Origin of the sequence: Corallococcus sp. CA053C (genome assembly GCF_003611675.1) — a bacterium.
GTDB lineage: Bacteria > Myxococcota > Myxococcia > Myxococcales > Myxococcaceae > Corallococcus.
Genome location: NZ_RAWA01000304.1, coordinates 1 through 12096 on the forward strand (window position 1 = coordinate 1; position 12096 = coordinate 12096).

Annotated in this window: 5 protein-coding genes and 2 pseudogenes; 4 read left to right on the plus strand and 3 right to left on the minus strand. The window is 69.5% G+C overall.

Features of this window, described 5'->3' with window-relative positions:
• Both D7V97_RS30750 and D7V97_RS30755 read left to right on the plus strand, forming a co-directional pair.
• A partial coding sequence (locus D7V97_RS30750; protein WP_120614195.1) for a M28 family metallopeptidase occupies window positions 1-1343 on the plus strand: 1343 nt, incomplete at its 5' end.
• Window positions 1344-1396: 53 nt separating this feature from the next.
• Window positions 1397-1879, plus strand: a complete 483-nt coding sequence (locus D7V97_RS30755; RefSeq protein ID WP_120614196.1) for a hypothetical protein — start codon at window positions 1397-1399, stop codon at window positions 1877-1879.
• A gap of 75 nt (window positions 1880-1954) precedes the next feature.
• Here D7V97_RS30755 and D7V97_RS30760 read toward each other — a convergent pair whose 3' ends face one another.
• From D7V97_RS30760 to D7V97_RS46095, 3 genes are all read right to left on the minus strand, one after another.
• Window positions 1955-2584, minus strand: coding sequence for an HYR domain-containing protein (locus D7V97_RS30760; RefSeq protein WP_120614197.1), 630 nt, complete (start codon window positions 2582-2584; stop codon window positions 1955-1957).
• 210 nt (window positions 2585-2794) lie between these two features.
• Window positions 2795-5710, minus strand: coding sequence for a MopE-related protein (locus D7V97_RS30765; RefSeq protein WP_158623492.1), 2916 nt, complete (start codon window positions 5708-5710; stop codon window positions 2795-2797).
• A 653-nt stretch (window positions 5711-6363) separates the two neighbouring features.
• A complete protein-coding gene (locus D7V97_RS46095; RefSeq protein ID WP_233583329.1) occupies window positions 6364-8727 on the minus strand; it encodes a PKD domain-containing protein in 2364 nt (787 codons plus the stop codon).
• Window positions 8728-10056: 1329 nt separating this feature from the next.
• Between D7V97_RS46095 and D7V97_RS30775 the strand changes: the two are divergent.
• Both D7V97_RS30775 and D7V97_RS30780 read left to right on the plus strand, forming a co-directional pair.
• Window positions 10057-10348 (plus strand): annotated as a pseudogene (locus D7V97_RS30775) (transposase); the annotation flags it as partial.
• Window positions 10342-11861 (plus strand): annotated as a pseudogene (locus D7V97_RS30780) (tetratricopeptide repeat protein); the annotation flags it as partial. The pseudogenes D7V97_RS30775 and D7V97_RS30780, both read left to right, overlap by 7 nt.
• Window positions 11862-12096 lie beyond the last annotated feature (235 nt).

Here is a 12096-nt window from a genome sequence, read left to right on the forward strand (position 1 = left end):
GGAGGGCCACGGGCTCCGAAGCCAACACCCGCGCCGTGGAGTGGGCGCTGGAGCGCTTCCGCGCCGCGGGCGTGACGGCACGCGCGGAGCCCTTCCCCATGCCGGCACTGTGGCTGGAGCGCGGCGCCACGGCCTCCGTGCAGGGCCAGGGCGTGCGCTTCGCTTCGCGCGTGGCCGCGATGCCCTTCTCCGCCGCCACGCCCAAGGGCGGCCTCACCGCGCCGCTGCGGGAGGTGGGCCGCGGCACCGAGGCGGACTTCCAGCGGGTGGGCGCGAAGGCCCGGGGCGCCTTCCTGCTGGTGGAGACGGACGAACTCAAGGACGTCGACGGACTGTTCCGCGAGTACAACGAGGCCGCGCTCATCGAGTCCCGCGCGTTCGCCGCGGGCGTGGCGGGCGTCGTCTACATGGGCAGCCGGCCGGGCAACCAGCTCTACCGGCACAGCGTCTCGGTGGGCCCCAGGAACACCCGCCCCATGATGGTGATGGAGCGCGACGGCGCGAAGCGCGCGCTGCGGCTGCTGCGCGCCGGCACGGCCCTGAACCTCACCGCGGCGCTGGACCTGCGCACGGGCGGCCCGTACACGTCGCGCAACGTCATTGGCGAGCTGCGAGGCACCACGCGTCCGGACGAGGTCGTCGTGCTGGGCGCGCACCTGGACAGCTGGGACCTGGGCGGCGGCGCGCTGGACAACGGCGCCAACGTCGCGATGCTCCTGGACCTCGCGCGGCAGATGCAGCGCCTGGGGCTGAAGCCCGCGCGCACCCTGCGCTTCGCGCTGTGGAACGGCGAGGAGCAGGGCATGTACGGCTCGGCCGGTTACACGCGCACGCACGCGGCGGAGCTGGACCGGCACACCCTGGCGCTGTCGGTGGACATCGGCTGCGGACGCATCACGGGCTTCTACACCAACGGCCGGCCCGCGCTGGTGCCGCTGGTGGACCGGGCCCTGAAGCCGGTGACGGGCCTGGGGCCCTTCACGCAGGTGGACGTGCCGGTGGTGGGCACGGACAACTTCGACTTCATGATGCACGGCGTGGCCAACCTCATCGCGAATCAGGAACCGGCCACGTACGGGCCCAACTACCACGCGCGCTCGGACGAGTTTGAACAGTGTGACGCGCGCACGCTGCGCGCCAACGCCGCCGTGGTGAGCGCGCTCGCGTGGGGCTTCGCCACCATGGACGAGAAGCTGCCCCGCCAGAGCCGCGCCGAGGTGGAGGCGCTCGTGCGGGACACCGACCTGGGCCAGCAGATGCAATCCTTCAACGTCTGGGAGGAGTGGGCCGCCGGCACCCGGGGACACCCCCTCGAGGCCAGGCCCACTCCCGCCCCGCGCTGAAGTGCTCCGCGGGGTGTGTCAGCCTGGCCGGGAAGGATGCTTCCCGGTCGCGAATGCGCGGCCAGTCCAGCGGTCACCTCTACGAACGGAGCATCGACTTGTTTCTCAAGGCGTTCTTGAAGCATGCGTGGATGGGCGGGGTCATGGCCGGTGCCGTGGCGTTGTCTGGCTGTGGCGGTGAGGTCCCGGGGGAAACGGCTTCGATGGGCGCTTCGCCGATGAAGGCCGCTCCGACGGCACTGGTCGGGGATGGCTGTGTGTTCGGTGATGGGTCTGCCATCGCCAGCGGTACGAGCAGGACGCTCTACCCGGTGTCGTGTCCCTCCGATTGCAATGACTTTCCCAACGGCGGGCTGGATCTGGTGTTGTTCTGCAAGGACGGCGTCCTGGGCGAGAACGATCCGAGCTTGACCGGCGGAACCGTGGGCCCTCCTTTCAGGAATGCGCTCCTCTTCAACGGGTCCAGGCGGTGCACCGCGCTCCCGACGGACCAATGGGCACAGAGCGTGGACAGGCTGACCTGCGTCAGGCGCTGATGCCCGCCAACAGGAGGGCAGGAGGAGGTGTCAGAGAACTCGTTCCGACACCTCGCACCCTGCCCTCCCTCTTCCTCAGCGGGCCTGGCTCGAACTTCCCACCGGGCAACCCTCGGGTGCCAGGATGTGAACGAGGACGCCACACCCAGCGCTGTTGCCGGCCGCGTCCACGGCAGTGACGGTGAACACCCGGTCCCCCACTGGCAGGAGGGCATCGAGCGGCTCACTGTAGGAGAGGGTGACCGGGGAGAGCGCATCGGTTGCACTCACCGAGAGACCCGCCAGCACGGCGCCCTCGCACGAGCTGGCCTGCAAGGACAGCTCCGACTGGCACGTCAGCAGGGGCGGCTCAAGGTCCTGGATGACGTCCACCTGGAAGCCACACGACGCGATGTTGCCCCGCGCATCCGTCGCGGTGACGGTCACGGTGCTCCGCCCCAAGGGGAAGAACCCACCACTGGGCAGGTCATAGAAGACGGTCGAGTGAGAGACCGCGTCCTTCGCCGAGGCCGGCATGTAGGCGACCGGTGCCCCGTCGGCTGAGGTCCAGGCCGTCACGTCGGGCCCGCACTGGAGCACCGGGGCCGTGGTGTCATGGACGGTGACGGTGAACAAGCACGTCGCGCTGTTTCCGGCCACGTCCCTCGCGGTCACGGTGACGGGGGTTGTCCCCAGCGCGCTCTTGATGGCGCTGACTGCGGCCAGATTGGCCGGTTAAATGTAAACCAACCGGCCAGTCCGCCCGGAAGTACGGAGGCTGTTTCGCGTGGTTGGGACGCACAGCCCACGACGGCCAGGCGTCGCTGCCCTGGCGGTGGGTTCACGCCGCTCGCGTCGCTCCACCTGCCCCTGGAGCCTTCTGCAGACGTCTGCGCCGCAGAGGGCGCCTGCCAAACGCAGGCGCCCAGCCTCTCGTCAGAGACTCAGGCCCTGCACCTGCACTTGCGTGGGTCGGTCGGTGATCGTCCCGTCGCCGAGCTGGCCGACGTTGTTCCATCCCCAGGCCCAGACGGTGCCGTCCTGCTTCAAGGCAAGCGTGTGGAAGTCGCCAGCGACGAGGGCCGCGACGCCCGTCACGCCCGTCACTTGCACCGGCGTGGAGCGGTTTGTCGTCGTCCCGTCGCCCAGTTGGCCCTCTGAGTTGCGGCCCCAGGCCCAGACGGTGCCGTCCTGCTTCAAGGCGAGCGTGTGGTAGCCGCCAGCGAAGAAGGCCGCGACGCCCGTCACGCCCGTCACGCCCGGCACCTGCACCGGCGTGAGGCGGCTCGTCGTCGTCCCGTCGCCCAGTTGGCCCTCTGAGTTGCGGCCCCAGGCCCAGACGGTGCCGTCCTGCTTCAAGGCGAGCGTGTGGAAGTCGCCAGCGACGAGGGCCGCGACGCCCGTCACGCCCGGCACCTGCACCGGCGTGAGGCGGTTCGTCCTCGTCCCGTCGCCCAGCTGGCCCTCTGTGTTGCAGCCCCAGGCCCAGACGGTGCCGTCCTGCTTCAAGGCGAGCGTGCGGTTGTCGCCAGCGACAATGGCCGTAACGCCCGTCACGCCTGGCACCCGCACCGGCGTGAGGCGGTTCGTCGTCGTCCCGTCGCCGAGCTGGCCTTCGTTGTTCCATCCCCAGGCCCAGACGGTGCCGTCCTGCTTCAAGGCGAGCGTGTGGAAGACGCCAGCGACGAGGGCCGCGACGCCCGTCACGCCTGGCACCTGCACCGGCGTGGAGCGGCTCGTCATCGTCCCGTCGCCGAGCTGGCCCTCTGAGTTGCGGCCCCAGGCCCAGACGGTGCCATCCTGCTTCACGGCGAGCGTGTGGCGGCCACCAGCGAGGACGGCCGCGACGCCCGTCAAGCCCTGCGCCTGCACCGGCGTGGAGCCGTTTGTCTGCATCCCGTCGCCCAGTTGGCCCTCTGAGTTGCGGCCCCAAGCCCAGACGGTGCCATCCTGCTTCACGGCGAGCGAGTGGTTGAAGCCCGCTGCCAGCTTCGACGCTGAGGCGACGCCGCAGGAGGTGCCCTCGTCCACCTGTCCGTCGCAGTCGTTGTCCACGCCGTCGCAGACCTCCGGCGCGCCAGGGTTGAAGGCAGGGTTGTTATCATTGCAGTCCCCGCCATTCGGGACGTGCCCCGCCGGCTGGAGGCACGCCAGCACCGACGTGGACGTCAGGCCGTAGATGTCCCCGTCCTGGTCGCGGTACCACGCCTGGAAGGCCAGCCCGTCGTCCGACTGCCCGTCGCAGTCGTTGTCCTTGCCGTCGCACACCTCGCTGGAGGCCCCCTGCGTCGGCACGCACTCGAGGGCGCCGTGGGTGCAGTACGTCACCCCCTCGCCGCACACGCCCTGCTGCCCCGTCGCGCACGCCAGGAGTCCTCCCGGGTTGCCTTCGTCCGTCGCTCCGTCGCAGTCGTTGTCCAGGCTGTCGCACTGCTCGGCGGAGGCGGCCTGGCGCTGCTGGCACACCATGCTGCCCTGGGTGCACGCCGTCACTCCTGCCGCGCACACGCCCTGCTTCCCCGTCGCGCAGTCCTCCCCACCGCTGGGGTTGCCGTCGTCCACCACGCCGTCGCAGTTATCGTCCGCGCCGTTGCAGGTTTCCGTCGCGCCGGGATGGGTGGTGGTTGAGTAGTCGTCGCAGTCGAGCTCTTCGACGAAACCTGGAGACGGATCGCAGGCCTGCTCCGCGATGTACTCGTCCCCAAAGCCATCCATGTCGCCGTCGAAGTAGAAGGTGTTGGCGATGAGGGCCGTCCCAGGCGCTGTCACTGGCGTAGAGGAGGTGCTGCCCGTGCCGAGTTGGCCCTGGCCGTTGTTGCCCCACGTCCAGACGGGGCAGCCGGGCCGTAGCGCCATCGCATGCTGGGCCCCGGCCGCGAGCGCCGTCGCGTCCGAGACGCCCGTCACCCCCACCGGAGAGGCACTGTTCGCCGTGCCGCCGTTGCCCAGTTGGCCCGACACATTGTGGCCCCATGCCACCGCCAGGCCGTTGCCGATGAGGGCCATGGAACTGTTGTGCCCTGCGACAAGGACCGTCACGGCGAAGACGCCGTCCACCGGACGGGGCGTCACCACCGGCGTCGCGCTGGTGCTGCCCGTGCCTACCTGGCCGAAGGTGTTCTGCCCCCACGCCCACACGTTGCCGAACTGCTCATCGACGATGAGGGAGTGGCCCGTGCCGGCAGCAACAGCCTTGGCGCGCGGAAGCCCTCCCACCTGCACCGGAACCAGCACCGCGGCGCTGGTGGCGCCGGTTCCCACCTGGGCGGATGTATTCTGTCCCCAGCCCCACACCTTGCCGTCCGCATCCAGTGCGAGCACGTGGTTGACGCCTGCGGCCATGGCACGCACGGTGGGCAGGCCCTGCACCACGCCTGGTGTGGTCACCGAGGCGCTGGTGGTGCCCGTGCCCACTTGCCCAGAGGCATTCTGGCCCCAGGCCCACAGCCGGCCGTCCGCGCCCAGCGCGAGCGAGAAGTTCCCATTGGCCGCGATGGCTTGGATGCCGGAGAGCGCCGCGACCCGGGTGGGGATGAGCACTGTGCCCCCCGCGGTACCCAGGCCCGCCTGTCCAGACGCATTCTGGCCCCAGGCCCACACGTGGCCGTCCACGTCCAGCGCCAGCGAGTGGGCGATGCCCGCGGCAATCGCCTTGATGGCGGGCAGTCCATTCACCTGGGAGGGCTGGGACAGGGGCGTGCTGTTGGTGCTTCCCGTGCCCAGCTGCCCGGCGACGTTCTGTCCCCAGGCCCAGACAGCGCCATCCTTCCTGAGGAACAGGGAATGGTAGGCGCCCGCGGCCACGGCCTGCGGCACCTTCACGGCGGTGATGGCCTGACTGGCGGTAGTCACAGCCCCGACGTCACCGCCGGACTCAGTCTGCGGCCCACCACAGCCTGCGGCCGCGAGAATGCCGACGGCCAGAATCACCACCCAACTGCCTCTTGTTCGCCTCACGGAAGCCCCCTCGTGTGTGACTCATTCCCCTTCCCGGAGACAGCGCCGAGCCCACTGATGCACAGGCGCGCTGGGAAATGAGCGGGGGAACCTCTACCCGAGGTGTGAGTGTTTGCGCCTCTGAGTCGACCTGGCCCCCCTTGGGAGTCAAGGGCGACCATCCTCCCCCCGGCGTGAGCCGGATCGGTCGTGCGCGGCGCTCCAGGTCGCGGATGGATTGGCCGGTTAAATGTAAACTAAACGGCCAGTCCGCCCCGGAGGTCGCCCACGTCCTCGCGAATCCGCTTGAGCTGCTTCACCAGCAGTTCCGCTTGGTGGCGCTGCTCAGGCGCGTCCCCCGCCCGCTTCTGGACTCACCAGATTGAACCCATCCAAGGCACGGGCTGTCTTTGCTGGGACTCAGCCGGGCGCGCGTGTCCATCCCGAGGGCCAGGCTGTGATGGCGGAGGCCGGCGGGGACTGGACGTCCAGCCCTGGCTCCTCACCGATAAAGCGCAGACGTCTGCGACGTGCTGGGCGCTCGCCAAACGCAAGCGCCTGGCGCCTCGTCAGAGGTTCAGGCCCGGCACCTGCACGGGCGTAAGGCTCCGGGTGATCGTCCCGTCGCCGAGCTGGCCGTCGCCGTTGTAGCCCCAGGCCCAGACGGTGCCGTCCTGCTTCAAGGCGAGCGTGTGGACTTGGCCAGCGGCGAGGGCCGCGACGCCCGTCAAGCCCGGCACCTGCACGGGCGTGAGGCGGTTCGTGCCTGTCCCGTCGCCGAGCTGGCCATGTGCATTGTAGCCCCAGGCCCAGACGGTGCCGTCCTGCTTCAAGGCGAGCGTGTGTTCCTCGCCAGCGGCGAGGGCCGCGACGCCCGTCAAGCCCGGCACCTGCACGGGTGTGGGGCGGCTCATGGCTGTCCCGTCGCCGAGCTGGCCAAATACGTTGTTCCCCCAGGCCCAGACGGTGCCGTCCTGCTTCAAGGCGAGCGTGTGGTAGTCGCGAGCGGTGAGGGCTGTGACGCCCGTCAATCCCGGCACCTGCACGGGCGTGAGACGGTTCGTGCCTGTCCCGTCGCCGAGCTGGCCAAATCCGTTGTCCCCCCAGGCCCAGACGGTGCCGCCCTGCTTCAAGGCGAGCGTATGGAGGTAGCCAGCGGTGAGGGCCGCGACGCCCGTCAAGCCCGGCACCTGCACGGGCGTAAGGCGGCTCGTGACTGTCCCGTCGCCGAGCTGGCCAAATCCGTTGTCCCCCCAGGCCCAGACGGTGCCGTCCTGCTTCAAGGCGAGACTATGGTAGTAGCCACCAGCGAGGGTCGCGACGCCCGTCAGGCCCGGTACCTGCACGGGCGTGAGGCGGGTGGTGGTCGTCCCGTCGCCGAGCTGGCCCTGTGCATTGTAGCCCCAGGCCCAGACGGTGCCGTCCTGCTTCAAGGCGAGCGTGTGTTGGTCGCCAGCGGCGAGGGCCGCGACGCCTGTCAGGCCCGGCACCTGCACGGGCGTAAAGCGGGTGGTGGTCGTCCCGTCGCCGAGCTGGCCCTGTGCATTGTAGCCCCAGGCCCAGACGGTGCCGTCCTGCTTCAAGGCGAGAATATGAATCCCGCCCGCCACGAGACGAGCCCCGGGGCTCGCAGCGCAGGCCGAGCCGCCCTGGAGGGCGAAGGCGAAGCTGGTGGAGAGGCCGAGCGCGTTGGTGACGGTGGCCGTCACCGAGGGCGAGGTGCCCGCCGGCACACAGGATGGCGCCGTCCACAGGACTTCGCTCGTCGTCGCCGCGCTGGTGGCGGTGCCCAGCGTCCCCGTGCTGGTGGCCCAGGTGAAGCCGAGGGCACTGCCCTGGGCGTCCTTCGCCCGGACTCGGAAGACGACGGTTCCGCCCGCTGCTGGCACCGTGGCGGGGGACTGGAACGTCTCCACCACCTCGGGCGGGAAGCGCCCGGTGGTAGGTGGGCCCACGTGGACGGTGAGCGTCCCCGTCCCCTGCCCGCCGCGGCCGTCCTGCACCTTCACGGTGAGGGCGCAGGTGCCGCCCGAAGACTGGGCGGAGGGGGTGAAGGTGGCACTCGCCGAGGAGGCATTCGTCCACGTGCCCGCGCACGAGGCCGTCCACTGGTAGCCGAGGCCGTCCCCGTCATTGTCGCTGGCCACCGCCTCCACCACGGTGGACTGCCCCACCGCCACGGAGGACGGAGTGGCTGTCACCGTGGCCACCTGGGGCCAGGTGTTGACGGTGACATTCACCTCCGCACTGCCGGTGCCGGTGCTCACCGTCACCGTGACGCTGAGAGAGGCGGAGGCGCCCTTGGAGTCCGTCACCGTCAGCGTCAGCACCACCGGGCCCGGAGAGGCCGGTGCCGTCCAGGTGGTGGAGAGGCTGGAGGCCGCGCTGAAGCTGCCCGTGCTGGCCGTCCAGGCGTAGGAGAGGGTGTCACCCGCGTTGGCGTCCTGCGCGGTGGCCTGGAGGGCCACAAGGCCACCTGGGGCCACGGTGGCGGGGCTGGCCACCAGGGAGGTGATGAGGGGCGCCGTGTTGTCGAAGGCCGCAGGAGGATTCACCTCCTGCAGCAGCAGCGTCACCGCCGTCGTCTGCCCGGCCTGGATGGTGACGTTGGCGACTTGGCCGGAGTAGCGCACGATGTTGGAGGCGTCGTAGGCTTGCGCGCTGAAGGTGCGGCCGGTGCCGGCGGGCAGCTGCCCCAGCACCCCGCCCCACTGGGCGCCTGACTTCACCAGGGCGTCGGTGCGCGTCGTCATGCCCGCACCGCTCACGGTGAGCTCCACCCGGGCCACGTCGCTGGCACTCAAGCCCTGCGGCACCGTCACCACCGCTTGGGCGCTGCCCTCCGCCATGTCCTGCTGCGCGCCGCACCCGGCCAACGCCAGCACCAAGCCCAGGGCCAGCAACGCCAGCCCGCTTCGACTCTCTCTTCTCATGCACTTCTCCGGCGCGTGGGACGGTGACGGTGAGGCCCCGCCGGAGAGCGGGCCTGCCCGGCCACGCCTCCCGGTGGCCCACCGGCGGAGGTGCGCCGGACTCTACGGGTAGTCCCCTCTTCCACGCCTCTGAGTCACTGCCGCGCCGGGGAAGTCACTCGAGACTCTTCCGACTGACGCACCTTCCTGCTGGCCAGGAGGGTGATTGTGCAAAGCCAGCCGCCTCTGCCTCGCGTGGCCCGGGCGCCCGTCCCACGACTGCCGGAAGCACTGCCGCTGCCTAACGTAAGCGCCCGACGGCCGGCCCAGGCCACCTTCCCCTCCTCCAGCCCCTGGACCCCTGTCACAGACGTCTGCGGCGGGATTGTCCGGTCAACCGTCAACTAACCGGGCAATCCGCCTGAGCGGGGCGAGCAGGAAGACGACGGTGCCGTACACGGACGCCTTCAAGAGTCAGAGGGTGAAGCGGATGCTGGGGCCCCCGGCGATGACGGCGACAGAGCTGTCGAAGCAGGTGGGCGTGACGCAACCTGTCAGGGGCCGGGTCAACGGACCGCATCCGGGTCGGCCAAGCGGATCGCGACTCCTGATCGCTCAGGACTGGCCGCTTGCGGCCGGTTGCCCTTTGCCCGCGCGCGGAGGGAGGGTCAAGGGCCCAGAACTGTTCAGGTTTCGGCGTAGCCGACCCTTGACGCTCCCGAGCACGCGGGCTGGTCGGACTGATCAGGACTGCGATCCGAGGAGGTGACCCACGAGCGATCCGATGGGGCGGCCCATGACACGCAACCGACCCTCTCGGTGTGGCTGCGGGAGGCGAGCCAGCGCGACGGGCTCCAACGAGCAACGTGCCGGGAGCCCCCTTTACAAGCACTTCTCGGTTGGAACACAGGTAGGAGCCCTTGTTGGGGGCGTCGACTCCAGGTCCGGCATTCCGGGCGTGCAGCAACAGCAGGGGGCTGGGGGAGCACCGCAGTGCTTGGCTGCGGCCCGGGCTCTTTCACCGAGTTCCTGCCTAGAGCGCCGATCAGGTTTCCGTCCGAGGAAAGTCGAATACTTGCGCGAGCGATCGACGCGGGCTGTCGTCGCGTGATCAGGTCGCCACCTCACGGAGGTGGCTCAAGCGCTGGAAGCCGGCTGTGGAGCAGAGCGCACGGGAGCAGCGCCTGCTGAAGCTCGCGGGGAAGAGCAGGAAGCTTTTCGTCTTCCTGCGCGAGCATCGGCACGAGTTGTTCGACGAGGCCTTTCAGGACGAGCTCGAAGCGATGTACCGACAGACGGGCCAGGGGCAAGCGCCGCAGCCGCCCGCGATGATGTGCATGGCGCTGCTGGTGTACCCAGGCCGCGTCCGGCAAGGGTCGCAGCGTCACGATGGGCGACGACGAGCGGCTCCAGAAGCGCCTTCGCTCACATCTGCAGTCGCGCGCGGGCCGCGCAGGACTCCGCGAGCGTGTCGGCGTCGAGCATTGCCTGGCACATCTCGCCAACCGCCAGGGCCCGAAGGCCCGTTATCGAGGCACGCGCCGCAACCTCTTTGATCTCAGGCGACTCGCGGTCGTCCAAAACCTCGAGGTCGCCGCGCGCTACCAGCTCGCGGCGTGACCTAACCTGTTCGGTGCTCTAGGCGAAAACCACCCCGACGTCGCCAACTCTCTCAACAACCTCGCCATCCACTACATGGAGCAGGGGTTGTACGACCGGGCCGAGCCGCTCCACCAACGCGCGCTTGCCATCCGGGAGGCGTTTTTCGGCAAGAACCACTCCGCTGTTGCCCAAACACTCGGCAACCTCGCCATCCTCTACAAGGAGCAGGGGTTGTATGATCGGGCCGAGCCGCTCCACCAGCGCACGCTCGCCATTGAAGAAGTGGCTCTCGGCGCGAACCACCCCGCCCTTGCCAAAACGCTCAATAACCTCGCCGTCCTCTACATGGAGCAGGGGCTGTACGACCGGGCCGAGTCGCTCCACCAGCGCGCGCTCGCCATCCGGGAGGCAGCCTTCGGCAAGAATCACCCCGATGTCGCCCAGACGCTCGGCAACCTCGCCATCCTCTACGCGGAACAGGGGTTGTATGACCGGGCCGAGCCGCTCCACCAGCGCGCGCTCGCCATCCGGGAGGCAGCCTTCGGCAAGAATCACCCCGATGTCGCCCAGACGCTCGGCAACCTCGCCATCCTCTACGCGGAACAGGGGTTGTATGACCGGGCCGAGCCGCTCCACCAGCGCGCGTTCGCCATCGAAGAAGGGATCTTCGGCGAGAGCCACCCCGCCGTCGCGAAGACACTTCACAACCTCGCGAGCATCTACGCGAACCAGGGGCTGTACCAACGGGCTGAACCGCTCTACCAGCGCGCATACACCATCCTGGAAGCGACCTTCGGCGACAACCACCCCTTCGTCGCCGACTCGCTCTACAGCATCGGGGCCCTCTACGTGGCCCAGGGGCTCAACAGCCGGGCACTCGCAAGGAGGCCGAGAGCATTCAACGCCTCCTCCCCCAGGCGCAGGTCTTCCTGGGCGCGGAGGCGACCAAGGAGCGGCTGCTCGGCCTTTCCACCCCAGGCATCCTCCATCTGGCCACTCACGGCTTCTTCCTTGAGGACGCCCCCGTGCCCAAGGACTCCAGGGCCTTGGTCCATTTCGGTGCTCTCGACGACAACCTCCGGGCGCCGCTCCTCCAGGAGCCACTGCTGCGATCCGGCCTCGCCCTGGCGGGAGCCGCCCGAGCCTTTGCGCCCGACACCGCCACGGCCTCCAGGCCCCCTCCCGGAACGGCGCTGGTCACCGCACTCGAGTTGGCCGGGCTTGACCTCTGGGGTACCCAGCTTGTGGTCCTCTCCGCCTGCGACACCGGCCGCGGGGACGTCAAACTGGGCCAGGGTGTCTACGGCCTGCGCAGCGCCCTGCTGGTGGCCGGGGCCGAAACCGTGGTCATGAGCCTCTGGAAGGTCAACGACGACTCCACCCGGTTCCTCATGGACAGCTATTACCGCAACCTGTTGGCCAGCCAGGGCCGAGCCGCAGCCCTGCGCGACGCCATGCGTTCGCTCCGGCGCTCCTGGCCCCATCCCCACTATTGGGCCCCCTTCATCGCATTATTGGGGAGTGACGCGCCCCTGCGTGCAATCACTCCGTAAGTCGCTCAAGAATTCCTCGTGATGTCTCCAAGCGGGATGCGAGCCCCGCGCCTCATTCATGGCCCGGAAGAATTCGTAACGCCGCGAACTCGAACAGTGGCTGCATGACGAACTCGTTACCCCGCTCCGCTTGGCCGACCCTCATGCTGAAGACCCTCCGGACGTTTCTGGGACTGGCCCTCCTCGTGGGATGTGCCGAGCCGGTGCGTTCCGCTCCCCACACCGAGTCCCCCGC

Coding starts and splice junctions, on each gene's coding strand:
- D7V97_RS46095 (WP_233583329.1), bottom strand. CDS start 8,727: ATGAGAAGAGAGAGTCGAAGCGGGCTGGCGTTGCTGGCCCTGGGCTTG.
- D7V97_RS30755 (WP_120614196.1), top strand. CDS start 1,397: ATGCGCGGCCAGTCCAGCGGTCACCTCTACGAACGGAGCATCGACTTG.